We start from the raw sequence: 25,145 nt of genomic DNA on the forward strand, positions 1-25,145 counted from the left end.
ATGGACGCCCGCGTTAAACCAAGCCCCGTCCGGTCGGTCGCCAGCGCCCTGTCGCTGCGGCCGATCCTGACCTTCGTCCACCGATGGGTGGGGCTCATCATCGCCGGCTTCCTGTTCGTCTCGGGGATCACCGGGGCGGTGATCTCCTGGGACCATGAGCTGGACGACCTGCTCAACCCGCACTTGATGTACACGCGTTCCCAGGGGCCTGCGTTGCCCGCCCTGGACATCGCCAGACAGATCGAGGCCCGCGACCGGCGGGTCCAGGTCACCTATCTGCCGCTCACGGCCGAGCCCGGCCGCACCCTGGCCATCGGCGTCGAGGGCCGGCGCGACCCGGCGACCGGCAAGCGGTTCGAGCCCGGCTACAACCAGGTCTTCATCGACCCCGCGACCGGCGCCGAACAGGGGCGGCGAAGTTGGGGGGCGGTCTGGCCGATCACCAGCGAGACCTTCGTCTCCTTCCTCTATGTGCTGCACTACACCCTGCACATCCCGGCCTTCTGGGGCATCGACCGCTGGGGCCTGTGGCTGCTGGGCGGGATCGCCATCCTCTGGACGATCGACTGCTTCGTCGGCTTCTACCTGACCCTGCCGCCGCGCAAGACGCGCCCGGCCGGCCTGAAAGCCTCCGGTCCCGGCTTCTGGGCCCGCTGGAAGCCGGCCTGGCGGATCAAGACCGGGGCCAGCGCCTACCGCATCAACTTCGACATCCACCGCGCCTTCGGCCTGTGGCTGTGGGGCGTCCTGTTCACGGTGGCCTTCACCGCCTTCTCACTCAACCTCTACAGCGAGGTCTTCTATCCCCTGCTGTCGAAGGTTTCGCAGACGACCCCCGGCCCCTTCGAACTGCGCAAGCCCGCCCCCTACGACCACCCGATCGTCCCGGCCAAAAGCTATGCGCAGATCCTGGCGGAAGGCCGGGCCGAGGCCGCCAAACGCGGCTGGAAGACCCCGGTCGGCGCCCTGTTCTACGCCCCCGACTATGGCGTCTACGGCGTCGGCTTCCACGAGGCCGGCGGCGACCACGGCGCGGCCGGCGTCGGCCCGCCCTATCTCTATTACGACGGCCAGACCGGCGCCCCGGCCGGCGAGCGGTTGCCCTGGGTCGGCACCCCGGCCGACATCTTTGTCCAGGCCCAGTTCCCGGTGCATTCGGGCCGCATCCTCGGCTTGCCGGGACGCATCCTGATCTCCATCACCGGCCTGGTGGTGGCGGCGCTCAGCGTCACCGGCGTGGTCATCTGGCTGCGCAAGCGGCGGGCGCGGGTGGCGCGGCGGCGCGACCTCCCTCCCCGAATTGGGGAGGGCAGGCGCGAAGCGCCGGGTGGGGGAGTGGAAGTTTCCCCATCAGCAGGCGTTTGAGCTCAGTGGCCGACCTCCCCACCCGGCGCGCAACGCGCGCCTACCCTCCCCATTCGGGGAGGGAGGTCAGGCCGCCGCCTGTTTCTTTTTCACGAACACCGTCTGGGCGTTGGTGTATTCCAGCAGCCCCTCAAGCGCCCCCTCGACGCCGACGCCCGACTGCTTGTGGCCGCCGAAGGCCGCCAGGGGCGAGAGGTAGGCGCTCTCGTTGATCCACACCGTGCCGGTGGCCAGCCGCGAGGCGATCTCCAGCGCCTTGTCCTCGTCCGCCGACCAGACCGAACCGCCCAGGCCGTAGTCGCTGGCGTTGGCCCGGCCGATGACCTCGTCGAGGTCGTCGAATTTCAGCAGCGGCAGCACCGGCCCGAACTGCTCTTCCTGGACGATCCGCGAATCCTCCGGCGGATTGTCGATGATGGTCACCGGGATGAAGTAGCCCGGCGCGGTGCTGGTCTCGCCGCCGAGCAGGAACTTGTAGCCCTTGGCCTTGGCGTCGGCGATCAGATCCAGCACCCGGGCGTACTGCAGCTTGTTCTGGATCGGCCCCAGCTGGGCGCCCTGCTCGGCCCCATCGCCCACCTTCACCGTCGCGGCGTAGGCGACCAACGCCTCGGTGAGCGGCTCATAGATGTCCTTGTGGACGTACATCCGCTTGGTGGCGATGCAGACCTGGCCGGTGTTGCGGAAGGCGGCCCAGAACAGCTGCTCGGCCACCGCCGCCACATCGACGTCGGGCATGACGATGGCGGCGTCATTGCCGCCCAGCTCCAGGGTCACGCGCTTGAGGGTCGCGGCGGCGCTTTCCATCACCTTGCGGCCGGTCTGGGTCGAGCCGGTGAAGCTGACCTTGTCGATGCCCGGGTGGCTGGTCATCCAGGGGCCGAGCGCGTCGCCGCCGGTGACGATGTTGAGCACGCCGGGCGGCAGCACCTCGCGCATGAGCTCGCCGATCTTCAGCGTGGTCAGCGGCGTGAACGGCGAAGGCTTCAGCACCACCGTGTTGCCGGCCAGCAGGGCCGGGGCCAGCTTGAACATCGCCAGCACGACCGGGAAGTTCCAGGGCGCGATGGCCCCGACGACGCCGATCGGCACATGCCGTGTCTCGCCCCGGCGCTCGGCGGTGTCCTCGGTGACGGTGACCGGCAGGTCGAGGCTGGTGGTGGCCTGCAGCCAGTAGGCGCCGCCCATGACGTCGCCGAAGGCATCACCGTGCGGCTTGCCCTGTTCGCGGGTCAAGAGGCGCTTGAGCTCCTCGCCGTTGGCGGCGATGGCGCCGGCCATGGCCAGCAACAGCTCCTTGCGTTTGGCGATCGGGGTGGCGGCCCAGGCCGGGAAGGCCTTGCGGGCGGCGGCGACCGCCTCGTCCAACTGTTCGCGGCTGCAGTCGGGAGCCTGGCCGATGACCTGCTCGTTGGCCGGGTTGAGCACATCGAAGCTGGCCGCGCCGGTGACGGCCTTGCCGCCGATGGTCATGGTGTAGTCGCCGTCGAACCGCATGGGGCTCTCCCTCAGGTTTTGTCGCCGGCCACTGTGAACAGGCGCCGTTGCGTTAGCCAATCCTCACGGGTCATTTCCCAATAGAGCGAGTGCCGGGTCCCGCCGTCCGGCAACCGGCTCAGCCGCTCGCCCATCGGTTTGAACCCCGCCGCCTCGATGACCTTGGCCGAGCGGACGTTGTCCAGCGCCGCCGTCAGCCCGACCAGCCGCACCCCCAGCACCTCGAACATGAAGCCGAACGACCGCGCCGCCCCGGCCGCGCCATGGCCGCTGTTCTGCCGGTCGGCCCGTTGGGCCCCCGCCAGTTCGGCCGAGGACAGCTCGGGCCAGACGGTGAAACGGGAATAGGCGGCGACCCTGCCGGCCTCGTCGAGGGTGACGGTGAGCAGGGCCTCGCCAGCTTCTCGCAGCCGTCGCGACCGGGCCACCCAGGCCCCGATGCGGCCGGCGTCGATGGGCCGGGGGATGTCGTAGATGGGCCCCGAGACCAGCGGGTCGGACAGCAGCTCGACGAGGCCGGCGATGTGCTCGGGGCCGGCGACCTTGGCGGTCGGCGCGATCAGGGCGGGGTCGGCCGTACGCACGGCCTGACGGATGGCGGCGGCTTCCTCCGGCGTGGCCTGCAGCACGGTGACGGGGGGAGCGCTCATGGCTTGGTCTTCCGGCGCGGATCGTGGACGGCGATGACCAGCGTAAGCAGGGCCGCGGCGAGTAGACCCAGGGAGGCGCCGAAGACGACACTATAGCCCAGAACGTCGGCGACGGCGCCGCCGATCAGCGGACCAAGCGTCGCGGTGACCCCTTCGGCCGTCGCCGAGATGCCGATCCGCATCGGCAGGTCGTCCCGATGGCCAAATTCGAGGATCATGGTCTGGGAGGCCATCATGTAGCCGGCCTGGGCGGCGCCGAGGCCGAAGAAGGCGAAGAAGACCGCGATCGGCGTGCTGAGGGTCATCAGCGCCACCGTCGCGGCGATCCAGCCGGCGATCGCCAGCAGCAGCACGACGCGGAACCCCGACCGGTCGCCGAGATAGCCCCAGACGATGTTGCTGACCGTGTCGGCCCCGAGGAAGGCCAGCGACAGCAGGCCCAGGGTGGCGCCGTCCAGGTGCATCGTGACCCCGACATGCAGGATGTAGAAGGGTGTGGCGATCCGGGCCGAGGTGGCCAGCATCTGCACCACCAGGAACCAGCGGTAGGCCGGGTCGGCGGCGATCAGCCCGGGGATGTCCTTCATGCGGTCGCGCAGGCGGGCCTGTGTGCGGATGGTCGGCGGCGTCGGCTCGCGGATCTGCTGCTGCAGGAACCACAGGCCGGCGCTGGTCAGCAGGAAGGCCAGGATGAAGGTGGTCGAATAGCCGTTATTGAGAACATTGGCCTCGATGAGGAACTTGCCCGACGCATAGGCCAGTACCGCCGCGACCAGCCCGCCGACGGCGTTGCGCCAGGCCTGCAGCCGTCCGCGCAGACGCAGGGGAATGACCTTCGACATCAGCAGGGTGAAGGCCACCCGCTGGGCCCCCATGAACACCCCGAACAGGAACAGGAACATCAGGAGGGTGACGACCAGGGCCGCGTCCTTGAGGAACCAGCCGGCCAGGGCCATGCCGAGGATGGCCAGGCGCCCCAGGCTGCCCAGCACGATGGCCGAGGGCATGATCCTGGGCCGGTGCTCCATCTTCGCCCCGGCCACCAGCGGCGAGATGATGCCGCCCACCTGCTGCAGCGCCAGGCCGAGGCCGACGATGGTGTTGGAGCCGCTGATCAGGTGCAGATAGGCCGGCATGAAGGTCGGGGCGTTGATCAGCCGAAAGCCGGTCATGCCCAGCATGCCGTGCACGAAGTTGCCGATGTAGTTGCGCCGGAGATTGTCCTGAACGAAGCCATGGTAGGCGGCCTCGCGCTCGGCGAGGTCATCAGCTGCCGTCACCGGCTCCACGTCTCCGTCCAGGGGGTCGATCATATCTGCCGCGCCCGGCCTTCCCAGTAGGGGGCGCGGACCTTGTTGCGCTGAATCTTGCCGGCTTCAGAACGGGGCAGATCGGTCACGAAGTCCAGGCTGCGGGGCACCTTGAACCCAGGCAGGTTGGCGCGGGCGAAGGCCAGGATCTCGTCGGCCAGGGCGTCGCTGGGCTCATGGCCGGGGTTGAGCAGGATGACCGCCTTGACCTGTTCGCCCCATTCCTCGTGCGGCGCGCCGATGGTCGCCGAGTCGGCCACGGCAGCGTGCTTGACCAACTCGTTGTCGATCTCCTGCGGATAGATGTTCACCCCGCCGGAGATGATGGTCTCGGCGTTGCGGCCGGTGAGGAACAGGTAGTCATCCTCATCGAAATAGCCGACGTCGCCCATGGTGAAGAAGTCGCCGACCCGCGAGGCCGCCGTCTTGGTCTCGTCCTTGAAATAGGTGAAGCCGCCGCCGGGCGGCATCTGCTGGTAGATGGCTCCGGCCTGGCCGTTGGGCAGGTCATTGCCCGCCTCGTCCAGGATGCGCACCGCCAGCAGCGCCGGCCGCTTGCCGACGCTGCCGGGCTTCCTCAGCCATTCGTCGCTGTCGATCAGGAAGCCGGCCCCGCCCTCGGAGCCGGCGTAGTATTCGGTCAGCACCGGCCCGAACCAGTCGATCATCGCCCGCTTGACCTCGGGCGGGCAGGGCGCGGCGCCGTGGATGATGAACCGCACGTGGTCGATGGGGTAACGGGCTTTCACGGCGTCCGGCAGCGCCAGCAGCCGCTGGAACATGATCGGCACCAGGTGGAAGTGGGTCACCCGCCGCTCGGCGATGGTGCGAAGAACCTGCTCGGAGTCCCAGCGGTCGATGAACACCAGGGCCGCGCCGCCAGCCATCGCCGCCCGCACGTCGAAGGCCAGCGGGGCGGCATGATAGGCCGGCCCGGCGCACATCTGCACGGACACGCCAGGGACGTAGCCGCGCATCTGGTAGGTGACATAGGGCGTCACCACCGGCGCCGGCCTGTGCACCCCCTTGGGCCGGCCGGTGGTGCCCGAGGTGTACATCATGCCGTTGCCCAGCACCGGGTCGGCGATGTCGGCGCCGTCGAACGGGCCGATGGCGCCGGCGTAGGACTCGAACCCGTCGATCTCGCCGCCGACCGCCAGCTTCAGGGCGACGTCCGGGCATTGGGCGACAGCCTCGCCGACCGTCGCCACCCGCGCCTCGGCGATCACCGCCCAGGCCTCGCAGTCGCGCACGATGTAGGCGACCTCTTCGGCCGACAGATGCCAGTTGACCGGCGTCAGCCGCATCCCACAGCGCAGCGTGGCGGCCAGCACCTCGACGAACTCGACCCGGTTGGAGCAGATCAGGGCGACACTGTCGCCGGCCCCCAGGCCCCGGGCCCGCAACAGGCGGACCAGGCGATTGGCGTTGGCGTTGACGGCGGCGAAGCTGTGCGTCGTCCCGTCCGGGTCGACGACGCAGACGGCGTCCGGCTGCAGGTCGGCCCAGACGGCCAGCTGCATGCCCTGCAGCGCGGCCAGGTCCAGGCGCTCGACCAGCCCAGGGTCGATATCGGCAAACTCCATCACGCTCTCCCCGGGGCGGCCGCTGTGCCGCGATCCTGCCCCGCCGCAAGTCTGGGCCATTCGAACAGGGTTTCGCAATCGCCTCGGCGCCGAAGATCGGCCGCGACGGTCTTAAGGCTCCGGTAGCCCTCGGAGAGGATCATGAAAGCAAGACTCCTCACCGCCTCGCCCTTTAGCCGAGGGGCTGAAATCGGCTATGGTGGACCATGACCGAAAGCGCCCTCGTCCTCTTTTCCGGCGGCCAGGACAGCGCCGTCTGCCTGGCCTGGGCCCTGGCTCGTTTCGACCGCGTCGAGACCATCGGCTTCGACTACGGCCAGCGCCACCACGTCGAGCTGGAGGTGCGCCAGACCTTCCTGACCAAACTGGCGACCGTCTACGAGCCGGCCATCACCCGGCTGGGCCGCGACCACCTGCTCGACCTCACCGCCCTGGGCGCCATCAGCGACACCGCCATGACCGAGGAGGTGGAGATCGCCGTCGACGCCTCGGGCCTGCCCAACACCTTCGTGCCCGGCCGCAACCTGCTGTTCCTGACCTACGCCGCCGCCGTCGCCTACCGCCGGGGGATCAAGCACCTGGTCACCGGCGTCTGCGAGACCGACTATTCCGGCTATCCCGACTGCCGCGACGACACCATCAAGGCCCTGCAGGTAGCGGTGAACCTGGGGATGGAGAGTCGCTTCGTCGTCGACACCCCGCTGATGTGGATCGACAAGGCCGCCACCTGGGCCATGGCCGAGGAGCTCGGCGGCCCGCAATTGGTCGAGCTGATCATCGACGACACCCACACCTGCTACCTCGGCGACCGCAGCCACCGCCATCTCTGGGGCTACGGCTGCGGAACCTGCCCGGCCTGTGAGCTGCGCATCGCGGGGTATCGCAAGTGGATGGAAGGGCGGTAGGCCCCACCGCGCAATCGCCAAAGTAGAAGTTTCGCGATACAACTCGGCCGTGCGCAAACGTGATCCGGGCCGTCTGCGCGACGGCCGTCACTGCGGGGTAGACCTATGGCCGGGCGACGCAAGACCCTTCGACTGACGATCCTCTACGATGACAGGAAGGCCAAGGTCATCGACCACCAGCTCCTCGGCATGACGCCGGTGGCAAGCGACACCCGCCCGCGAGACGACACCGACGCCCACTGGCTGACCCTCGAAGGCGCCGCGTCCCGCTTCGCCCGCCGCCTGCCGGATCCGGCCATCGGCCAGGAGGTCTTCCATCCCGACGGCCGCATCACCCAGGAGCCGTCGGCCGGTCGGCTGGCGGTGATCGATGTGCCCTGGGCCGATGATGGCCGCGAGGTGGTCTTCCATGGTCCGCAGCCGCGGGGCGGAGGACAGCTGAAGGGCCTGGCCAAGAGCAAGCCCTGGAAGGAACTCGGCCGGTTCTCGCCGAAGGCCGCCACCGGAACGAAACTCAAGGCGTTGGCCAAACCGTCGCCGGCGTCGGCGTTCAACACCGTCACTCTGTTCAACGGCGCGACGGCCAAGGCGCTCAAGCTGGTCTTTCTGGCCGAGGGGTTCCGGGCCGAAGAGCTTCCCCAGTACGCGACGGTGGTCGACGACTTCATCGCCCTGCTGCGCGACACCCCGCCGTTCCCGGGGATGATGGGCGCCCTGTCGGCCGTGCGGGTCGACAGTATTTCGGCCCAAAGCGGCGTCGACGACCCCGACAACCACATCGCGGTCAAGACCTGGCTGGACGGCGCGATCGGAAGAGGCAACCTGCGCCGGCTGATCACCGTCAACCAGACCCGGGCCCTGGCCGAGGCCCGCCGGGCCGCCGGTACCAGCGCCTTCGTCACCCTGGTGGTGGTCAACACGACCGCATACGGCGGCTCCGGCGGCGCGGTGGCGGTGTTCTCGCGGGACAAGAACGCCAGCCACATCGCCCTGCACGAGCTGGGTCACACCCTCTTCGACCTGGCCGACGAATATTCGTACGCGGGCAGCAGCAACGGCGCGCCGGCCGAACCGAACGTCACGCGCAAGCCCAACGCCTCATCCAGCAAATGGGGTCCGCTGGATATCGACCGCCTGAAATGGCGGGCGCATCTGACGGCGGGCCTGCCGGTGCCCACGGTGCGCAATCCCGACTGCGGCCAGCCCCACCTGGTCGCAGGGCCGGCGGGCGTCGGTGTCTTCGAGGGCGCCAAGTATCGCCACTGCGGCGTCTATCGGCCGACGGCCGACTGCAAGATGCGCAATGTGCTGCAGCCCTTCTGTCCGGTTTGCCAGGCTGAGATCGTCCGTAAGCTGAAGACCTACAGCTGAGGTCTAGAGCGCGTTCCGATAAGTGGGAACCGGTTATCGGATCAAACGCGCGCCAACGAAAAAGCTAGAGCAAGCGATTTGATTCCATCAAATCGCGCCCTGCTCTAGAGACCGACCTCGTCGAACAGGTCGTCCAGCGCCCGCCAGGCGCGGGCGTTGCTGGCTTTGTGGAAGCTGAATCCCGGCATGCCCCAGCCATCGGCCTCGGGGTTGGTGAAGCTGTGGCCCGTGCCGCCGTAGAGGTTGAGGCGCCAGTCGACGCCGCCGGCCCGCATCTCCGCCTCGAAGGCGGTCCGCTGGTCGGCCGGGACGACCGGGTCGTCGGCCCCGATACAGGCCAGGACCTTGCCCTTGATGTTGGCGGCGTCCTGAGGTCGGGCGGTGGTGAGGCCGGCGTGGAAGGCGACCGCGCACTTCAGGTCCGCGCCGCCGCGGGCCAGTTCCAGCGCCGCCGTGCCGCCGTAGCAGAAGCCGATGGCGGCGAGGCGTGAGCCGTCGGCGCGGGGATGGGCCTTCAAAGCCGCCAGCGCCGCGCCCATACGCGCCCGTATGAAGGCCGGGTCGCTCATGAACCGCTCGTAGCGCCGCATCATCTCGGCCCGGTCGGTCACCACCTGGCCGCCGCCCTGGTAGTCGACCGCCAGGGCCAGGCAGCCGCGCGCCGCCAGCCGCCGGGCCGCGTCCAGCGTATGGCCGGTGATGCCGGGGGACTCATGGGCGACCAGCACGGCCGGGGCCGGTCCCTCGCCGGCCGGGACGAACAGTCGCCCGATCATCGCCGCACCATCGGCCTCGTAAGGTGTCGCTATCCCGTCCATCGCCCGTCTCCCTGATGTTTTCCTGCAGTCTACCGGCTCAAGTCCCCTTGAACACCGGCGGCCGCTTCTCGAGGAAGCTGGCCACCCCCTCCCTGTGGTCGTCGGTCTTCATCAGCGCCCGGATGGTCTCGATGGCCCAGCTACCCAGTTCGCGGGGATCGCCGTAGGTCCCGCGCCGCAGCCCCTCCTTCATGTAGCGCAGGGCCAGGGGCGGATTGACCGCGATGCGGCCGGCCAGGGCGCGGGCGCGGTCCATCAGCGCCTCGTGCGGCGTCACCTCGCTGACCAGGCCTATGCGCAGGGCTTCGGCGGCGTCGATGATGTCGCCGGTGAACAACAGCTCCGCCGCCTTCGCCGGGCCGACGATGGCCGGCAGGCGGTAGAAGCCGCCGACGTCGCAGACCAGGCCCCGCTTGATGAACAGCTCGGCGAACCTGGCCTTCTCCGAGGCGATGCGGATGTCGGCGTAGAGGGCCAGCTCCATGCCCCAGCCGACCGCCGCCCCGTTGACCGCCGCGATCAGCGGCTTATCGCACTCCAGCGCCGCCATCGCCGCCGGCGTCGGCCTGTGCCGCACCACCGGCGCGGTGTCGGCCGACACCGCTTTTGGCCCTGCCATGATCTCGCGCACGTCGTCGCCGGAGCAGAAGGCCGGGTCGGCGCCGGTGACGATGACGCAGCGGGCCTCGGGATCGGTCACGGCCTTGCGAAGCGCCGCCTCCAGCCGGGCGTAGGCGTCCCAGTTGAGGGCGTTGCGCTGTTCGGGGCGGTTCAGGGTGATGACCGCGACGTGGTCTTCGACCTCGTAGGTCACGCTCTCTTCGGCCATCGTCGGGCTCCCGCCATCGCTGTCGGCAAGACAATCCTTGAGGCGCCCATGGGGAAAGCGAGCATCTTGTTCGCGCAAGAGGAATCGCCGCCATGACCATTGTCTCGCCGCAAGTTCGCGACGTCGTTCCCGCCCACTGGTTCGACCCCGCCCCGCTCGAGGCCTGGCTGACCCGCGAGGTCGAGGATTTCGGGGTCGGCATGACCGTCCAGCAGTTCCAGGGCGGCGCCTCCAACCCGACCTTCCTGTTGACCACCCAGGGCCCAGGGGGGCCGCGCCTCTACGTCCTGCGCAAGAAGCCGCCGGGTGTGCTGCTGGCCAGCGCCCACCAGGTCGACCGCGAGTACCGGGTGATGAAGGCCCTCGACGGCCTCGTCCCCGTGCCGAAGATGCGCGCCCTCTGCACCGACGAGCGCGTCATCGGCACCAGCTTCTACGTCATGGACTATCTGGAAGGCCGCATCTTCCGCGACGCTGCCCTGCCGGGCGTTGCGCCGGCCGACCGCGCCGCGATCTACGACGAGCTGAACGCCACGCTGGCCCGGCTGCACCAGGTCGACATCGCCGCCGCCGGCCTGACCGACTTCGGCCGCGCCGGCGGCTATTTCGAGCGCCAGGTCGGCCGCTGGACCAAGCAGTACCGGGGCGCCGAGACGGAACTGATCCCCGAGATGGAGGCCCTGATCGAGGCCCTGCCGGCCCGCATCCCGGCCGACGACAGCGTCTCCATCGCCCACGGCGACTACCGGCTGGAGAACGTCATGTTCCACCCGACCGAGCCGAAGCTGATCGCCGTCCTCGACTGGGAGCTGTCGACCATCGGCCACCCCCTGGCCGACATCGCCTACAACGCCTTCCTCTGGCGCTCGACCTCGCAGGGCTGGGGAAGCCTGGTCGGGGTCGACTTCGCCGCCAGCGGCATCCCGAGCGAGGCCGAGTACGTCGCCGCCTACCTGCGCCGGGTCGGCCGGCCGGCGGTCGACGACTGGCCCTTCTACATGGCCTTCGGCATCTTCCGCCTGGCCTCGATCAGCCAGGGCGTCTACGCCCGCGTCCTCTCCGGCCAGGCGGCCAGCGAACGGGCCGCGGAGAATGGGACGCCGGTGCTGGCGGCCCAGGCGCTGGCCATCCTCGAGGGCCGGGCCTGAGCAGAAATTCATTTGGCAGCCCTTGCGCCATATCGCAGTGTGCGGCCCGCAAGGCCGCAGAGCCTTCGCCGCATCACCATTGGGGATCCCTCTATGAAATCGCTCGCCCTCGCGCTCGCCCTGCTCGCGACCGCCGCCGTTCCCGCCGCCGCCCTGGCGCAGGACGCCCCGGCCCCCGCCGCCGCCAAGGCCGCCTATTCCTCGACGACCACGCCGCTCGGCGACCTGATCAAGAACCCCGAGACCAAGGCCGTGCTCGAAAAGCACCTGCCGGGCATCAGCACCAACCCGGAAGTCGAGCCGGTGCTGGGCCTGACCCTGAAGGCTATCCAGCCCTACGCTCCCGACCGTCTGCCCGACGCCCTGCTGGCGGCGATCGACGTGGATCTCGCCAAGGTCGCCCCGCCCGCCAACTAGGGCGGGTTTTCCCCCGGGCGATATTTCCGGCCTGCGTTTCGGACTGAAACCTGACCGGCGCAAATCCGCCCCGCGCCGACGGCACGGATCGAGCTTTAGTTCTCGATCCGGGGCCGTCCATGATCCGCCATCGCCTTCTCGCCGGCGTCGCCGCGACCCCGCTGCTGCTGTTCGCCCTGCCGGCGCTGGCCGAGACCACCATCAGCACCGAGCGGACGACGCCGGTGAGGACGTCCACGGCCAATAGTGGCGCGGCCGACGACGTGCTGATCGACGAGGACGGTTCCATCGTCCTCGAGACCACCGGCCCGGCGGTGACCGTCGACAGCAACAACACCGTCACCAACGAAGGCGAGATCGAGATCGAGGCCGTCGACGGCGCCATCGGCATCCAGGTCAACGGCGGGGTGACCACCACCGTCTCCAACGACGGGATAATCACCCTGGAGGACGGTTTCGACGAGGATGACGAAGACAACGACACCGACGATGACGGCGACTACGACGGCGACTTCGCGACTGGAACCGGGCGCTACGGCATCCGGGTCAGCGGGGCCGGAACCGTCACCGGCGATATCCTCAGCAGCGGTTCGATCACCGTCGAGGGCAACGACAGCTACGGCATCAGCCTGGAGACGGCGCTGGACGGCAATCTGGCCGGGACCGGCGCGATCAGCGTCACCGGCGACAACGCCGTCGGCATCAATGTCGCCGCCGCGGTCAGCGGCCGGGTCGAAGCGGGCGGGTCAATCACCGTCAAGGGCGAGAACGCGATCGGCGTCGATGTCGCCGCCGATGTCGGCTCGGTGCATCTGCAGGCCTCGATCTCGGCCACGGGCTATCGCTACACCAGCCGCTCCAGCGACGACGACGCCCTGGCCGCGCTCGACGCCGACGACCTGCTGCAGGGCGGCTCGGCGGTGCGTATCGCGGCCAACGTCGCCGGCGGCGTGCTGCTCGACACCGCCGAGACCAGCGTCGTCGACATGGACGGCGACGGCCTGCAGGACAGCCTCGACGACGACGACGACGGCGACGCCATCCTCGACGACGACGACACCGACAACGGCAACGACGGCATCACCGACGACGACTACGACGACGACGGCAAGGACAACGACGACGACGACGATGACGACAACGACGGCCTCGACGATGACGACGACGAGGACGACAACGGCGACGGCATCCTCGACGACGACCTCGACCAGGACGGCCGCTCCGACACCCTCGAGGGCACGGCCGCCATCTATTCCTACGGCGCGGCGCCGGCCCTGCTGATCGGCTCCGACAGCCAGGCGGTGACCGTCGGCAAGATCGGCGCGGGCGACGAGGCCTACGGCCTGATCAATCGCGGCACCCTCTACGCCGACGGGGTCTATGACGGGGTCAGCGCCACGGCCCTGAAGATCGGCGGCGACGCCGGCTATGCGACGGTGATCGAGGGCGGCATCCTGCAGGACGGTTCGATCAGCGCCTCCGGCTACCGCGCCGACGTCCAGGCCGTGCACCTGGCCGCCGGCGCCTCGGTCGAGGCCTTCGTCAACAACGGCTCCCTGTACGCCTCGCAGGTCTCCGCCTCCTCGGCCCTGGCGGACGAGGACTCCTTCGACGCCATCGCCCTGCGCATCGACGCCGGGGCCTCGCTGACCAGTCTGACAAATACAGGCAGCCTGTTTGCTTATGTCGCCGGTGAGGCCAGCAACGCCACGGCCCTGCTCGATGCGTCGGGGACCCTGACCAGCCTGACCAACAGCGGCTCGATCACCGCCTACATCGCCGCCACCGATGACGAGGACGATACCGACGACGACAACGAGGACGCCGACGATGAGGAAGTCACCGGCCGCGCCGTCGCTCTCGACCTGTCGGCCAACACCGTCGGGGTGAGCATCCTGCAACAGGCCGAGGTCAACGACCGCGACGGCGACGGCTTTGTCGACAGCGTCGATGTCGACGACGACGGCGACGGCATCATCGATACCGAGGACGACGACTCGGACAACGACGACGTGGTCGATTCCGAGGACGACGAGGACGACTACGACGCCGACGGCGACGGCCTGGTCGACAGTCAGGAGCCGAGCATCGTCGGCGACATCCTGCTCGGTTCCGGGGCCGATACGCTGTCGGTTCTCAATGGTAGCGTTGTCGGCGACATCAGTTTCGGGGCCGGGGCCGACAGCCTGACGGTGGGATCGGCCGACGGCGACGCCCAGATCATCGGCGCCCTGTATGACAGCGACGGCCAGCTCGACATCGCCGTGGTGCGCGGCGAACTGACCGTGACCAACGCCGAGACCATCGCCGCCACCAGCCTGTCGGTCGCCGCCGACGGCGTGCTGACCTTCACCGCCGATCCGGACTCGGACAGCATCACCCGCTTCGAAGTCACGACCGCCACCCTGGCCGACGGCGTCCAGCTGGGCCTCCAGCTCGACAGCCTGATCGGCGAGACCGAGCGCTACACCGTCATCCAGACCGCCTCGGGCGGCCTGACCGCCGACGGGCTGATCAGCAATCTGGATGGCGAGTCGCCCTACCTCTACGTCGTCACCGCCTCGGCCGACGAGGCGGCGGGGTCGGTCTATCTGGATGTCCGGCGGCGCACGGCCGGCGAGATGGGCCTGACCCAGAACCAGACCCTGGCCTTCGACGCTGTCTACGCCGCCCTGTCGGCCGACGAGGATATCGAGGACGTCTTCCTGGCGGCCCAGACGCAGGACGATTTCCTGCACCTCTATGAGCAGATGCTGCCCGACCAGGGCGAGGGCCTGTTCTCGACCCTAGACCTGCTCAGCCGCACCACCTCCCGCCTGACCGCCAGCCGGCCGACGGTCGGCGGCCAGTCCTACGGTCCCGACAGCGTCTGGGTGCAGGAGATCAACACCGGGGTCGTGCGGGCGGCGGGCGACACGGCCGGCTCGGAGACCAAGGCCTTCGGCTTCATCGCCGGCTACGAGAGCCTGGAGCCCGACGGCGGGGCGCTGGGGGCCACCCTGGCCTTCGTCGCCGCCGAGGAGCGGGACGACATCGCCCAGATCGGCGAGGAGACCAGCGTCTCGCTGCTGGAGGCCGGGGTCTATTGGCGCAGGCAGATGGGCGGGCTGTCCTTCAACCTGCGCGGCTCGGCCGGCTATGCCTGGTTGGATGGCGACCGGGTGTTCATCGATCCGGACACCGCCCTGGTGGTCACCGCCGACTCCGAATGGGGCGGCTGGACCGGCGCGGCCAGCGCCAGCGTCAACTACGAGGCGCGACTGGGCCGCTTCTACCTGCGGCCCACGGCCAGCGTCGACTACATCCTCTTCAACGAGGCTGAGCGGGTCGAGGGCGGCGGCAGCGACGCCTTCGACCAGACCGTCCAGGCCCGGCGCTCGAGCCGGCTGTCGGCCGGCGGCGAGATCGCTTTCGGGGCCACCTACGGGCGCGAGGTCTGGTGGCGGCCGGAGGTGCGTCTGGGCTATCGCCAGACCCTGGCCGGCGAGGTCGGAGACACCGTCTTCCGCTTCTCGGGCGGCCAATGGGTGACCCTGCCGGCCTCGGAAGCCGGTGAGGGGGCGACGGTGCTCGGCTTCTCCCTGAAGACCGGCTCGCCAACCTCCTACGTCGCCGTCGAGGCCGAGTACGAGGCGGCCGAGGACGAGGATCGCTACAACCTGATGCTGGCCGGACGGGTCATCTTCTAGGGCTCCGTTTCACCCTGAAACATGGTCCGCTTCTGGCAGCGGAAGCTTGCATCGGGCAATTCCGGTGCGGCGCCGCCAAGCGTTGCTCGCGGCGTCTCCTTCTGAGGAGACATCCATGTCCCTTTCCGTTTCAGGAAGCTCAGGCTTCCTCCAGGCCCAGCAGGCGATGTTCGCCAAGCTGGACCTCAATACCGACGGCGCCTTGTCGTCGGATGAGTTCTTAGCCGCCCCCTCGGGAAGGGTGGGGCAGAATCTGCCTGCGCAGGGCGGCGCCCGGCAACTGAAGGGCGGCGGCGGCAGCCAGGGTTTCAGTGCTGAAACACTGGGCGCGCTGCTCGGCGTCCAGCAGATGAGCCACGCCGACCGGGCGGCCGAGATCTTCACGGGCGCCGACGCCGACGCCGATGGCAGCCTGACCGCCGAGGAGCTGTCGGCCGACATGGCCGCTCACGCCCCGCCCGGCATGGAGGACACGGACGCCGCAAGCAGGGCCGCCGATCTGATCGCCGCCGGCGACGCCGACGGCGACGGCGCCCTGTCGTCCGAGGAGTTCACCGCCTTGAAGCCGCAAGGCGGTCCGCCTCCGAGCGGCGGATCGACCGCGCCCTCGGGCTCCGCTGAAGAGGAGACGACTTACGACGCCGCCGACAGCAACAAGGACGGCACGGTGTCGATGAGCGAGCTGCTGGCCTCGCTGCAGTCGAGCAGCGAGCTCGCCTCCGGCTTCAGCAGCGAGGTCTCCGACCTGATGGCCAAGCTGCTCGAAAAGCTGCAGGCCGAGGCAGCGCAGACCACCGAAGCCGTGACGGCCTGACCTGAAGGCCGGGAAGAATCCCGGCTCACCTGAAAAAAAGACGCCGTCCCCCCGGAGTTGGCGGGGGGACGGCGGCCAGGGCCTGGCTTGTCGAGGACCCCGTGAGGCGGCATCCGACGCAGCGACTGGGGGGAGGGAAACGCCGCCGCGCCGGAGCTGATGAAGCTTCGCCCGCCAGAGCGGCGCCGCTAAGGCGCGCAGATGACGATCAGATTTCAAAAGCGGCGGTTCGGCGATCTTTCGGACCGCATTTCGCCATTGTGGCGAGGCTGAATTTCGCCGGCCACAGTTAGGTGTCACGGAGCGCTCAATGCACGCCCTTGCCAATGTCCCGGACCGCCGGGTCCTTGTCGTCGATGACGACACCGAACTTCGCGAACAGGTCATGGGTTACCTGCGCGAACATGGCTACGAAGTCCGTGGCGCCCGCGATGGCGTCGAGATGCAGCGGCTGCTCGACGCCGGCGTCGCCGACCTGGTGGTGCTCGACGTCATGATGCCGGGCGAGGACGGCCTGTCCCTGTGCAAGAAGCTGTCGGCCGAGGGCCGGCGCGGCATCATCATGCTCAGCGCCATGGGCGAGGAGGTCGACCGGGTGCTCGGCCTGGAGCTCGGGGCCGACGACTACCTGGCCAAGCCCTGCAGCCCGCGCGAGCTGCTGGCCCGGGTGCGGGCGGTGTTCCGGCGGCTGGAGGAGACGACCGCCGCCCCCCGGCCGCGCGGGGCGGTCTACCGCTTCGCCGAGTTCCAGCTGGACACCGGCCGGCGGCGGCTGCGCTCGCCGAACGGCGCCACCATCCTGCTGACCTCCGGCGAATACGCCCTGTTGCAGGCCTTCCTCGAACGGCCCCAGGCCATCCTGTCGCGTGACCGGCTGCTGGACGTGGCCCGGGGCGACCACAGTGACGTCTTCGACCGGGCCGTCGACGTGCAGATCTGCCGCTTGCGCCGCAAGCTGCACACCTTCGCCGACCAGGAGCTGATCAAGACCATCCGTGGCGTCGGCTACGTGCTGGACGTGCCTGTTTCCCGCGCGTGACTGGTCGCCGCCGGACCCGGGTCCCGATCGGCGTGCAGCTGGTCGCCCTGCTGGTCGCCAGCCTGCTGGTCGCCCAGGCCATCAACATCGCCCTGCTGTTCGCCCTGCCGCCACCCAGGCCCGTGCTCTACCGGCTGGCCGAGGTGGCCGGCGCCCTGAAGGGTGGTTCGCTGCATCCCCGCGACGGTCGGCCGCTGGTCCGCAGCACGACCGCCCAGCCGCCGGCCCCGAAGGCCGACGCTGACCCGATGGGCGAGCGCGCCCAGATGGCCCTGGCGGCGACCCTCGGGCGGCCGGTCGAGGACGTCCGGCTCTATCCCGTCAACGGCGCCCCCTTCTTCGGCATGATGAACCGCCGCAGCTTCGGCATGGCCCGGGGGGATGGCCGGCCACCGCCCGGCGAGGCCGGTTTTCCCGTGCGGACAGGCCCGGGGCCGAGGCCGGGGGATGAGGCGAGCTTCAGCATCCAGACCGGGCCGGGGCCGGGCCAGCCACAGACCGGAGAGTTCCGGATGTTCGAGCGGGCCCCGGGTATGCGGCCGCGCCCCGGCGACGTGGCCGTGTTCGGCGACTTCACCGCCGCGGTGCGCAACCCCGGCGGCGGCTGGACGGTGGTCGCCTCGACGCCCGAGCCCTTCCCCAACGACTGGCAGCGCCGGGCCCTGCTCTGGCTGCTCGGCGGCTTCCTGCTGGTCGCCCCGGCCGGTTACCTGTTCGCCCGCCGCATCACCGCGCCCTTGAAGCGGTTCTCCGAGGCGGCCGACCGGCTGGGCCGCGATCCCATGGGGCCGGAGATGTCGCTGCGGGGTCCGGCTGAGCTGGGCGCCGCCGCCGAGGCGCTGAACCAGATGCAGTCGCGCCTGCGCCGCTTCATCTCCGACCGCACGGCCATGGTCGGGGCCATCAGCCACGACCTGCGCACGCCCCTGGCCCGCATCCGCTTCAAGCTGGAGGCCGCCTCGCCGGCCCTCAAGAGCGCCATCCTCTCCGACATCGGCCAGATGGAGCAGATGATCGAGGGGGTGCTGGCCTTCATCCGCGACGAGACCCTGCCGCGGCAGCGGGAGAGGCTGGACCTGCTGTCGCTGGTCGAATGCGTCGTCGACGACGCCGCCCTGGTCGGGGCCGATGTCGAGCTGGCCGAGGACAGTGTCGCCGTCATCGTCGAGGGCGATCCGTCGGGCCTGAGGCGACTGTTCGGCAACCTGGTCGACAACGCCATCAAATACGGCGCGCAGGCGCGGGTCAGGGTTAGCCGCGACGGCGACATGGCGCTGGTCCACATCGACGACGCCGGGCCCGGCCTGCGGGGCGGGGATCTGCTGCGGGCCTTCGACCCCTTCTACCGGGCCGACGCCTCGCGCAACCTCGACCAGGGCGGGGTGGGCCTGGGCCTGCCGATCGCCCGGGCGACGGCGCGGGGCCATGGCGGCGAGGTGGTGCTGCGGCCCCAGGCCGTGGGTCTGCGGGCCATCGTCACCCTGCCGTTGGCCCCGGAGTAGGGGTGGCGGAACGCGGTTCTGCTTGATCGCGGGCGATTTCGGCGCCTACCTTCGTCTCGACGCTGAGGAGACCGCCATGGCCATCTTTCCGAAGATCCAGAGCCCCTGCCCCTACAAGAGCAACCTGGCCGCCGTCATGGACGGCGACATGTGCCGCATGTGCAAGCGCCAGGTGGTCGATCTCAGCCCGATGACCGATGAGGCGCGGATGGCCTTCATGGCCGGCTGCGAGGAGGAGGTCTGCGTCTCCTATCGCCTGCCCGTGCGCGTCGCGGCGGCCGCGGCGGTGGCGATGATGGCGGTGGCCGCGCCGATGGCGGCGGCGGCGCAGGACGTCGAGGAGACCGAGATCTACGATCTCGTCGTCGGCGGCATCAAGGACGTCAAGAACGTCCAGTACATCGAGGACAAGGCCGACAAGGCCATGGCCGAACTGCCGGTGGTCTATGAGGACGACCAGCCGGCCAAGGACGAACAACCGGCGCCGGCGCCCGTCACGGTGGAGTCCGGGTCCTGACCTCGACCATGCCGTCCCAGCGGAGCAGGCCGGCCAGCTGACTGGCCGCCGCCACGGACCGCGCGTCGCCGTCGCCGACCGTCAGGGCGATGTGGGTGGCGTCGAACTCGTCCAGCGCCAGGTCGAAACTGCGCCAGGCGCCGTCGACATAGGCGATGGTCCAGCTGTGCGGCATGAAGACGTTGCTGGCCCCGTGATAGCGCTCGCGGGAATAGACCAGGCCATTGACCACCTTGGTCGGAATGCCGGCCGAACGGCCGAGCGCCGCCAGCAGCACCGCCGCCTCCGTGCAGTCACCGCGCCGGCGCGTCAGGGTCTCCAGCGCCGAATAGTGGCCGGCGAAGTCGAGCTTGCCGAGATGGGGGCGCGCCTTGACCAGCAGCAGCTCCATCTTGCGGCGGTCGGAGACCGGCTGGCGGGCGATGGGGTCGGCGATGGCGTGCAGCCGGGCGTGGTCGCTCTGCAGCCAGGGGGTGGCCTTGCGGGCCTGCGCCAGACTGGCCGGGTCGCTGGCCAGGGCCGGGCCGCAGCCCCGGCAGACGTCCACCGTCACCGTGTCGCCGCTCGCCGCCACGCGCTGCTCAGGGGTGACCGGCAGGGGAAACACCAAGCCATCGTGGAAGTCGAAGCGGTAGCGGATGTGGCCGGCGGTGGCCGCCGAGGGGATGCGAAACGGGGCCTTGGTCAGCACCGCCGCCATCAGCCGGTAGGGCGGGTGAGGGGCCAGGGCCGTCTCGCGGTCGCTGACCCGGCTGATGACCTTGAAGCCGAACATCGGCTGGACGACCTCGATGATGTCGCGGCCGGGCCCCAGCTTCAGGCGGGCGACAGCCCGCAGTTCGTCCCCTTCGTAGCGGCGGCGGATCAGGTCGCCGGACCCGTCGGGGGCCGCGACGATGACCACCCGCTCCAGGCTGGCCGTCTCGACGTCCAGGCGGGTGAATTCGATGACCGGGTCCGGACGCCCATCGCGCAGCAGCGGCTCGCCGCTGTCGAAGCGCACGCCGGGCGGCAGGGCGACCACGAAGCGGTGCTGCTCCAGGGCCGTGCGGCGCAGGATGCGGGCCTGGCCGGGCGCGATGACCGCCTCATGCCGCGTCCAACTGCGCAGGCCCTTCGCTTCGGTGACGATGGAGACCACCCGGCCGACGGCGTCCTGGCGCAGGACGGTGCGGCTGGTCTGGCGGCGGACCGGCGAGCCCTTCTCGCGCAGCAGGATCTCCTGCTCGTCGATGACCTGCCGGCCGTCGGGCCCCTCGACGATGGTCTCCGAGGCATGGCCGAGGCGGCCGCCGTCGTCGGCCAGGATGATCGACCAGGTCGTCTCGCCCACGGGCGCCGGCGCGGCGCCGAGGGCGAGCAGGGCGGCCAGGCCCAGCCAGAAGGATTTCACGCGCGTCCCCCAAACCATGGCGCGACCATCGCCCGTCGCCGCCGGGGCGGCAAGGCCAGGCCGCCGCCGCATCGCCTGCCCCGTGATTATCGAAGCGGCCGACCATTATACCGCCGCCTGCCGGGCCAACAAAAAAGCCGACGCCGCTCGAAAGCCCCGAAAAGCGGGCCAAACCCCAGAGCCTGTTGGCTTTGCCGTTGCCCCAGACGGCGTGGTGGTAGCCCGGGGCGTTGGTCGGTCGGTTGGTCGATGCGCGGGGCCGGTTGGTCGAAATGGCTACGCGGCGGCCAACGCCTTCGGCGGGGCGCCCGTCGGCGGCCGTCAGGGCCGATGAATATGTCTAGACATATTGCCCCAGGCCCCGGCGGGCGGGGGTTTTAGCCGGTCGCCAGGGCGGCGTGGGTCAGGGCCACCTCGGTCTCCAGCCAGTCGCGGAAGCGGCGGATCTTCGGCGAGCGGCGGCGGTGCTCGGGATAGACCAGCCAGAAGGCCTGGCCCAGGGTCGAGGCCTGCGGGAACAGCCGCGTCAGCCGGCCGTCGCTCATGTCCTGGCGCCAGAGGAAGGGGGTCAGCAGGGCGATCCCCTGGCCGGCCATGGCGGCATGGCCCTCGTTGGCCTGGGTGTCCAGCTGCACGCCGGTCGGCGGACGGGCGGCGGCGGCGGAGAGGCCGGCGCCCTGCAGCCACTGGGCCCAGGCCGGCTCGCTGGGGCTGATCAGCGGCAGCTGCAACAGGTTCTCCAGCGCGATCTCGCCGCCGTGCTCGGCGAGGAAGGCCGGGCTGCACATCGGGGTGAAGTCGACGGCCACCAGGCGGTGCGCCGCCAGCCCCGGCCACTGGCCGTCGCCCAGGCGGATGGCGACATCGACGCCCTGGGCGACGAAGTCGGTCAGGCTGTTGTCGGCGGACAATCGCACGGCGATGTCGGGGTGGCTGACCTGGAACCGCCCCAGCCGCCAGGCCAGCCAGGTGTTGGCGAAGGTGACGGTGGTGGAGATGGTCAGGGCGGCGTCGTCCTCGGCCCGCAGTTCGGAGAAGGCCGCCTCGATCTCGTCCAGCCCCCGGCCGGCCCGCAGGGCGGCGCGGCGGCCGGCCTCGGTCAGGATCACCCGCTGGCGCTCGCGCCGGAACAGCTGCTGGCCAAGGCGATCCTCCAGCACCCGGATCTGATGGCTGACGGCGGCCTGGGTCATGGCCAGCTCGCCGGCGGCGGCGGTGAAGTTCTCATGCCGGGCGGCGGCCTCGAAGACCCGCACGGCGCTCAGCGGGGGCAGGTTGCGCATGGCAATTGATTATCTCAGCTTATGAAGTCTGTCGATCCTTTGGTTGGCGGAACGGCGCGGCAAACGGCATCTTCCAGCCCACAGAAGGAGCCTGAAATGACCTATTCCACTCAACCCCGGCGCAACACCGCGCCCCAGACCGGCCTGGCCAAGATCTGGGCCGACATCCGCGAGTCCGTCCGCGCCTCGTCCGAGGCCGCCGTGCGGATCGCTTATGACAAGCCCTGGCTGAGGGACAGCCGCTACCAAGGCTGAGACCGGCGCGCGGACTCAGCGGGGCGTCAGCCCGCCGGTCTGCCGCAGCCCCTCGAACAGCCCGATGCCGGCGCTGACCGACAGGTTCATCGACCGCGCGCCGGGCCGGATCGGGACCACCACCCGGGCGTCGGCGGCGGCGTGGACATGCTCCGGCGCCCCCGCCGTCTCGCTGCCAAACAGCAGGGTGTCGCCGGCCTCGAAGCTGAAACCGTCCAGCGGCGTCGCCCCCTTGGTGGTGAACAGCACCAGCCGTCCCGGGCCGCGAGCGGCCTGAAAAGCCTCCCAGTCGGCATGGCGGACCATGTGGCTCAGGGGGCCATAGTCGAGCGCCGCCCGCTTCATCGACCGGTCGTCGAAGCTGAAGCCGACCGGCTCGATGACATGCAGCTCGACATCGAAACAGGCCGACAGCCGGATACAGGCCCCGACGTTCTGGGGAATTTGCGGATTGAACAGGGCCAGGCGCATGGGCCCCTTATGCCGCGCCGGCGCGCCGCCGTCAGCGGGGCTTGTCGCCCTTGATGGTCACCCGGTTGCCGTACCGGCGGCCGGGCCAATAGTCCCAGATGGCATGGTGCTGGGCGCAGCGGTTGTCCCAGAAGGCCAGCGATCCCGCTGTCCAGCGAAACCGGCACTGGAAGGCCGGATGCTCCAGGTGATGGAACAGGTAGGTCAGCACCGCCTGGCTCTCGGCCGCGCCGACCCCGACCAGATGGGTGGTGAAGCCGCTGTTGACGTACAGCGCCCTGCGGCCGGTCACCGGATGGGTGCGCACGACCGGGTGACGGGAACGGGGATAGCGCGGCTTGTCGGCGACCCCGAGGTCGGCATAGAGGCCGCGATAGACGTGCTCGCCGTCGTGCACCGCCAGCATCCCGTCCAGATAGGCCTTCATACGCTCCGACAGCGCCTCATAGGCGGCGTACATGTTGGCGAACAGGGTGTCGCCGCCCTCCGGCGGCGTCTGGCGCAGGTAGAGCATGCTGCCGAGCGGCGGCTCGGGATCACAGGAGACGTCGGTGTGCCAGCCCTCGCCGTTGGCGCGGCTGGAATGCTCGTCGGCGGCGATGATCATCAGCTCGGGATGCCCCGGCTCGCTGGGCGCCGCCGGGTGGCGGTGCAGCTCGCCGAACCGGCGGCCGAAGGCGACATGCTGCTCCGGCGTCAGGGCCTGGTCACGAAAGAAGATCACCAGGTTCTCGGCGAAGGCCCGTTCGATCTCGGCCAGGGTCTCGGCGTCCAGCGGCGCGGCCAGGTCGACCCCGGCGATCTCGGCCCCGATGATCGGCGTCAGCCGCGTCACCCCGATCCGCCGATAGGGCGCCGCCGAGGCGATGGCGACGGCCGGGGCCCGCGCGGGGCGTTGAAGCTTCTGGGTGGTCATCCGGCCTCCGCGGGCGCCGCCGCTGATGCGCCGCCCGACCCGACACAACCGCGCTGACCATCGTTTGTCAATTATCGACATTCTCGGAGGGGCAAGGAATGCCAACGGGCCGCCCTACCCCTCCCAGCGCCGCTCGATCTCGGCCAGGCCGTCCAGCACCAGGGCCCGGCCGAGGCGCTCGGCCTCGTCGCCTCGCGCGGCGGCGATGGCCTGGCAGAGGGCCCGCCAGTTGGTCGCCGAGCGGCGGCGGCGATCGGGACTGAGGACGCTGACCCACAGCACGGCGACCTCGCGCTCCAGCTGGGCGCTGAGCTGCGCCATGTAGCGGTTGCCCGACAGGCCGGCGATCAGCCGCGAGATGCTGCGCCGGACGGTGATGTATTCGCCGACCGGGACCGGCGGATCGGTGGCAGCCATCTGCTCCAGGAGGTCGGCCCCCTCGACCAGGGCGGCCAGGGCCTGGGGGTCGCGATCGGCGGCGGTGGCGGCGAGGCCGGCCTGGGCCCCGAACAGCCGGGCGCGCAGGCGAAACAGCGCCCCCATCTCGGCCAGGGTGAAGCCGCGCACGGCCGCCCCCTTGCGTCCGCCGATCACCACCAGCCCGTCACGGTCGAGCAGGCGCAGGGCGTCGCGCACGGGCCCGCGGCTGACGTCGAAATGGTCGGCCACGGCCAGCTCGCGGATCGGCTCGCCGGGCTTGAGATCGCCGAACTGGATGCGGTCGGCCAGCCAGCCGGCGATGTAGCCGGGCAGGGACGGGGGCCTCGGCGGATCGGCGACCAGGGCCTCGGCCTTGGCGGCGTAGGCCCGTACCTCGGGTTCGAAGGCCGACCTCATCGCGACAGGCTCTCCTCGACCTGGGCCAGGGCGGCCGGGGCGACGATGGCCAGCTGCAGGGCCAGCCGGCCGAGGATGTCGCCCAGCCGGGGACTGGCCGCCTGTTTGGCCACCAGCGCCACCCGGGCCTCGATGGCGCGCAGCCGGCGGGCCCGGCTGGCGGCGGGGTCGGCGCGCCAGGCTGTCGGCTGCTCGGCGGCATCGTCGGCCGCCAGGGCTCGCAGCTGATCCCAGACGAACAGCACCTCACGCGGCGGGGCGCTGGCCGCGTCGACCACCCGCGCCCCGCGCCGGGCCGACAGGGTGATGGCGCCGACCCGCTCCAGCCGCTGGAAGACCTCGCGGGCCATGGCGGCGGTGCAGCCGAAGCGCTCGGACACCTGCCGCTCGGTGATCCGCGAGCCGGCGGCGTAGTCGCCGTCGACGATGCCGTCGCGCAGCGCCGTCACCACCGCGGGCAGGCTCCTGCCCGCCGAACTCGGCGCCGGCGCGGTCATGGCGTGTCCCCGTTCATCCGTCCTCGGTTAACGCCC

General features: G+C 70.2%; 23 protein-coding genes. 11 read left to right on the forward strand and 12 right to left on the reverse strand.

What is annotated here, in order from left to right:
• Positions 1 to 1,365, forward strand: a complete 1,365-nt coding sequence (locus AC1RSK_RS00740) for a PepSY-associated TM helix domain-containing protein (protein WP_492904620.1) — start codon at positions 1 to 3, stop codon at positions 1,363 to 1,365.
• 66 nt (positions 1,366 to 1,431) lie between these two features.
• Here AC1RSK_RS00740 and AC1RSK_RS00745 read toward each other — a convergent pair whose 3' ends face one another.
• From AC1RSK_RS00745 to AC1RSK_RS00760, 4 genes are read right to left on the reverse strand one after another with little or no spacing between them, the layout of a single operon-like run.
• The gene (locus AC1RSK_RS00745) at positions 1,432 to 2,862 is read right to left on the reverse strand and encodes an aldehyde dehydrogenase family protein (protein WP_492904621.1); all 1,431 of its coding nucleotides are present in this window, start codon (positions 2,860 to 2,862) and stop codon (positions 1,432 to 1,434) included.
• Positions 2,863 to 2,873: 11 nt separating this feature from the next.
• Positions 2,874 to 3,512 (reverse strand): GNAT family N-acetyltransferase, encoded by a 639-nt coding sequence (locus AC1RSK_RS00750; RefSeq protein ID WP_492904623.1) that lies wholly within the window; start codon positions 3,510 to 3,512, stop codon positions 2,874 to 2,876.
• Positions 3,509 to 4,825 carry an MFS transporter gene (locus AC1RSK_RS00755; RefSeq protein ID WP_492904624.1) on the reverse strand — a complete coding sequence of 439 codons (1,317 nt, stop codon included), beginning with the start codon at positions 4,823 to 4,825 and terminating at the stop codon, positions 3,509 to 3,511. Before AC1RSK_RS00755 ends, AC1RSK_RS00750 begins: the two co-directional genes overlap by 4 nt.
• Positions 4,822 to 6,408 (reverse strand): AMP-binding protein, encoded by a 1,587-nt coding sequence (locus AC1RSK_RS00760; protein ID WP_492904626.1) that lies wholly within the window; start codon positions 6,406 to 6,408, stop codon positions 4,822 to 4,824. The genes AC1RSK_RS00755 and AC1RSK_RS00760 overlap by 4 nt, the downstream gene beginning before the upstream one ends.
• Before the next feature lie 206 nt (positions 6,409 to 6,614).
• Between AC1RSK_RS00760 and queC the strand changes: the two genes are divergently transcribed.
• Both queC and AC1RSK_RS00770 read left to right on the forward strand, forming a co-directional pair.
• A complete protein-coding gene (gene queC / locus AC1RSK_RS00765) occupies positions 6,615 to 7,313 on the forward strand; it encodes a 7-cyano-7-deazaguanine synthase QueC (RefSeq protein WP_492904628.1) in 699 nt (232 codons plus the stop codon).
• 105 nt (positions 7,314 to 7,418) lie between these two features.
• The gene (locus AC1RSK_RS00770; RefSeq protein WP_492904629.1) at positions 7,419 to 8,684 is read left to right on the forward strand and encodes a M64 family metallopeptidase; all 1,266 of its coding nucleotides are present in this window, start codon (positions 7,419 to 7,421) and stop codon (positions 8,682 to 8,684) included.
• Positions 8,685 to 8,788: 104 nt separating this feature from the next.
• On the opposite strand, the gene AC1RSK_RS00775 is transcribed toward AC1RSK_RS00770, so the two are convergent.
• Together AC1RSK_RS00775 and AC1RSK_RS00780 are read right to left on the reverse strand one after the other, a co-directional pair.
• Positions 8,789 to 9,502 (reverse strand): dienelactone hydrolase family protein, encoded by a 714-nt coding sequence (locus AC1RSK_RS00775; RefSeq protein ID WP_492904631.1) that lies wholly within the window; start codon positions 9,500 to 9,502, stop codon positions 8,789 to 8,791.
• Positions 9,503 to 9,539: 37 nt separating this feature from the next.
• Entirely contained in the window at positions 9,540 to 10,331 is a 792-nt protein-coding gene (locus AC1RSK_RS00780; protein WP_492904632.1) for an enoyl-CoA hydratase/isomerase family protein, read from the reverse strand.
• Between the two features lie 92 nt (positions 10,332 to 10,423).
• Here AC1RSK_RS00780 and AC1RSK_RS00785 point away from each other — a divergent pair, with 92 nt between their 5' ends.
• The 7 genes from AC1RSK_RS00785 to AC1RSK_RS00815 all read left to right on the forward strand — a co-directional run bounded on the left by AC1RSK_RS00785 (position 10,424) and on the right by AC1RSK_RS00815 (position 19,457).
• Positions 10,424 to 11,479, forward strand: a complete 1,056-nt coding sequence (locus AC1RSK_RS00785) for a phosphotransferase (protein WP_492904634.1) — start codon at positions 10,424 to 10,426, stop codon at positions 11,477 to 11,479.
• 93 nt (positions 11,480 to 11,572) lie between these two features.
• Positions 11,573 to 11,896, forward strand: a complete 324-nt coding sequence (locus AC1RSK_RS00790) for a hypothetical protein (RefSeq protein WP_492904636.1) — start codon at positions 11,573 to 11,575, stop codon at positions 11,894 to 11,896.
• Between the two features lie 119 nt (positions 11,897 to 12,015).
• Positions 12,016 to 15,585: an autotransporter outer membrane beta-barrel domain-containing protein gene (locus AC1RSK_RS00795; protein WP_492904638.1), complete on the forward strand. Its 3,570-nt coding sequence runs from the start codon at positions 12,016 to 12,018 to the stop codon at positions 15,583 to 15,585.
• A 115-nt stretch (positions 15,586 to 15,700) separates the two neighbouring features.
• Positions 15,701 to 16,399, forward strand: a complete 699-nt coding sequence (locus AC1RSK_RS00800) for an EF-hand domain-containing protein (RefSeq protein ID WP_492904639.1) — start codon at positions 15,701 to 15,703, stop codon at positions 16,397 to 16,399.
• 310 nt (positions 16,400 to 16,709) lie between these two features.
• On the forward strand, positions 16,710 to 17,438 hold the full coding sequence (locus tag AC1RSK_RS00805; RefSeq protein ID WP_492904641.1) for a response regulator: 729 nt from the start codon (positions 16,710 to 16,712) through the stop codon (positions 17,436 to 17,438).
• Positions 17,435 to 18,940 carry a sensor histidine kinase gene (locus AC1RSK_RS00810; protein WP_492904643.1) on the forward strand — a complete coding sequence of 502 codons (1,506 nt, stop codon included), beginning with the start codon at positions 17,435 to 17,437 and terminating at the stop codon, positions 18,938 to 18,940. Before AC1RSK_RS00805 ends, AC1RSK_RS00810 begins: the two co-directional genes overlap by 4 nt.
• Before the next feature lie 76 nt (positions 18,941 to 19,016).
• Positions 19,017 to 19,457 (forward strand): hypothetical protein, encoded by a 441-nt coding sequence (locus AC1RSK_RS00815; protein WP_492904645.1) that lies wholly within the window; start codon positions 19,017 to 19,019, stop codon positions 19,455 to 19,457.
• Here AC1RSK_RS00815 and AC1RSK_RS00820 read toward each other — a convergent pair.
• Positions 19,435 to 20,850: a transglutaminase-like domain-containing protein gene (locus tag AC1RSK_RS00820; RefSeq protein WP_492904646.1), complete on the reverse strand. Its 1,416-nt coding sequence runs from the start codon at positions 20,848 to 20,850 to the stop codon at positions 19,435 to 19,437. The genes AC1RSK_RS00815 and AC1RSK_RS00820 overlap by 23 nt on opposite strands.
• A 377-nt stretch (positions 20,851 to 21,227) precedes the next feature.
• Complete coding sequence (gcvA, locus tag AC1RSK_RS00825) at positions 21,228 to 22,133, reverse strand: transcriptional regulator GcvA (protein ID WP_492904648.1); 906 nt, start codon at positions 22,131 to 22,133, stop codon at positions 21,228 to 21,230.
• 96 nt (positions 22,134 to 22,229) lie between these two features.
• Between gcvA and AC1RSK_RS00830 the strand changes: the two genes are divergently transcribed.
• Positions 22,230 to 22,388 (forward strand): hypothetical protein, encoded by a 159-nt coding sequence (locus AC1RSK_RS00830; RefSeq protein ID WP_492904649.1) that lies wholly within the window; start codon positions 22,230 to 22,232, stop codon positions 22,386 to 22,388.
• 15 nt (positions 22,389 to 22,403) lie between these two features.
• Here the strand turns inward: AC1RSK_RS00830 and AC1RSK_RS00835 are convergent, their stop codons facing one another.
• The 4 genes from AC1RSK_RS00835 to AC1RSK_RS00850 form a co-directional block, all read right to left on the reverse strand.
• On the reverse strand, positions 22,404 to 22,859 hold the full coding sequence (locus AC1RSK_RS00835) for a tRNA (cytidine(34)-2'-O)-methyltransferase (RefSeq protein WP_492904651.1): 456 nt from the start codon (positions 22,857 to 22,859) through the stop codon (positions 22,404 to 22,406).
• 31 nt (positions 22,860 to 22,890) lie between these two features.
• Complete coding sequence (locus tag AC1RSK_RS00840; RefSeq protein ID WP_492904653.1) at positions 22,891 to 23,775, reverse strand: TauD/TfdA dioxygenase family protein; 885 nt, start codon at positions 23,773 to 23,775, stop codon at positions 22,891 to 22,893.
• A gap of 114 nt (positions 23,776 to 23,889) precedes the next feature.
• Complete coding sequence (locus AC1RSK_RS00845) at positions 23,890 to 24,612, reverse strand: GntR family transcriptional regulator (protein WP_492904655.1); 723 nt, start codon at positions 24,610 to 24,612, stop codon at positions 23,890 to 23,892.
• Positions 24,609 to 25,109 (reverse strand): GntR family transcriptional regulator, encoded by a 501-nt coding sequence (locus AC1RSK_RS00850; protein WP_492904656.1) that lies wholly within the window; start codon positions 25,107 to 25,109, stop codon positions 24,609 to 24,611. The genes AC1RSK_RS00845 and AC1RSK_RS00850 overlap by 4 nt, the downstream gene beginning before the upstream one ends.
• Between the last annotated feature and the right edge of the window lie 36 nt (positions 25,110 to 25,145).

The organism is Caulobacter sp. GW821-FHT11A05, assembly GCF_058809015.1.

What these genes read in the sequence shown, in the direction of transcription:
- AC1RSK_RS00755 (WP_492904624.1), bottom strand. Translation starts at nt 4,825, where the DNA reads ATGATCGACCCCCTGGACGGAGACGTGGAGCCGGTGACGGCAGCTGAT.
- AC1RSK_RS00770 (WP_492904629.1), top strand. Translation starts at nt 7,419, where the DNA reads ATGGCCGGGCGACGCAAGACCCTTCGACTGACGATCCTCTACGATGAC.
- AC1RSK_RS00800 (WP_492904639.1), top strand. Translation starts at nt 15,701, where the DNA reads ATGTCCCTTTCCGTTTCAGGAAGCTCAGGCTTCCTCCAGGCCCAGCAG.
- AC1RSK_RS00780 (WP_492904632.1), bottom strand. Translation starts at nt 10,331, where the DNA reads ATGGCCGAAGAGAGCGTGACCTACGAGGTCGAAGACCACGTCGCGGTC.
- AC1RSK_RS00835 (WP_492904651.1), bottom strand. Translation starts at nt 22,859, where the DNA reads ATGCGCCTGGCCCTGTTCAATCCGCAAATTCCCCAGAACGTCGGGGCC.
- AC1RSK_RS00775 (WP_492904631.1), bottom strand. Translation starts at nt 9,502, where the DNA reads ATGGACGGGATAGCGACACCTTACGAGGCCGATGGTGCGGCGATGATC.
- AC1RSK_RS00785 (WP_492904634.1), top strand. Translation starts at nt 10,424, where the DNA reads ATGACCATTGTCTCGCCGCAAGTTCGCGACGTCGTTCCCGCCCACTGG.
- queC (WP_492904628.1), top strand. Translation starts at nt 6,615, where the DNA reads ATGACCGAAAGCGCCCTCGTCCTCTTTTCCGGCGGCCAGGACAGCGCC.
- AC1RSK_RS00760 (WP_492904626.1), bottom strand. Translation starts at nt 6,408, where the DNA reads ATGGAGTTTGCCGATATCGACCCTGGGCTGGTCGAGCGCCTGGACCTG.
- gcvA (WP_492904648.1), bottom strand. Translation starts at nt 22,133, where the DNA reads ATGCGCAACCTGCCCCCGCTGAGCGCCGTGCGGGTCTTCGAGGCCGCC.
- AC1RSK_RS00840 (WP_492904653.1), bottom strand. Translation starts at nt 23,775, where the DNA reads ATGACCACCCAGAAGCTTCAACGCCCCGCGCGGGCCCCGGCCGTCGCC.
- AC1RSK_RS00830 (WP_492904649.1), top strand. Translation starts at nt 22,230, where the DNA reads ATGACCTATTCCACTCAACCCCGGCGCAACACCGCGCCCCAGACCGGC.
- AC1RSK_RS00795 (WP_492904638.1), top strand. Translation starts at nt 12,016, where the DNA reads ATGATCCGCCATCGCCTTCTCGCCGGCGTCGCCGCGACCCCGCTGCTG.
- AC1RSK_RS00790 (WP_492904636.1), top strand. Translation starts at nt 11,573, where the DNA reads ATGAAATCGCTCGCCCTCGCGCTCGCCCTGCTCGCGACCGCCGCCGTT.
- AC1RSK_RS00850 (WP_492904656.1), bottom strand. Translation starts at nt 25,109, where the DNA reads ATGACCGCGCCGGCGCCGAGTTCGGCGGGCAGGAGCCTGCCCGCGGTG.
- AC1RSK_RS00745 (WP_492904621.1), bottom strand. Translation starts at nt 2,862, where the DNA reads ATGCGGTTCGACGGCGACTACACCATGACCATCGGCGGCAAGGCCGTC.
- AC1RSK_RS00805 (WP_492904641.1), top strand. Translation starts at nt 16,710, where the DNA reads ATGCACGCCCTTGCCAATGTCCCGGACCGCCGGGTCCTTGTCGTCGAT.
- AC1RSK_RS00845 (WP_492904655.1), bottom strand. Translation starts at nt 24,612, where the DNA reads ATGAGGTCGGCCTTCGAACCCGAGGTACGGGCCTACGCCGCCAAGGCC.
- AC1RSK_RS00750 (WP_492904623.1), bottom strand. Translation starts at nt 3,512, where the DNA reads ATGAGCGCTCCCCCCGTCACCGTGCTGCAGGCCACGCCGGAGGAAGCC.
- AC1RSK_RS00740 (WP_492904620.1), top strand. Translation starts at nt 1, where the DNA reads ATGGACGCCCGCGTTAAACCAAGCCCCGTCCGGTCGGTCGCCAGCGCC.
- AC1RSK_RS00815 (WP_492904645.1), top strand. Translation starts at nt 19,017, where the DNA reads ATGGCCATCTTTCCGAAGATCCAGAGCCCCTGCCCCTACAAGAGCAAC.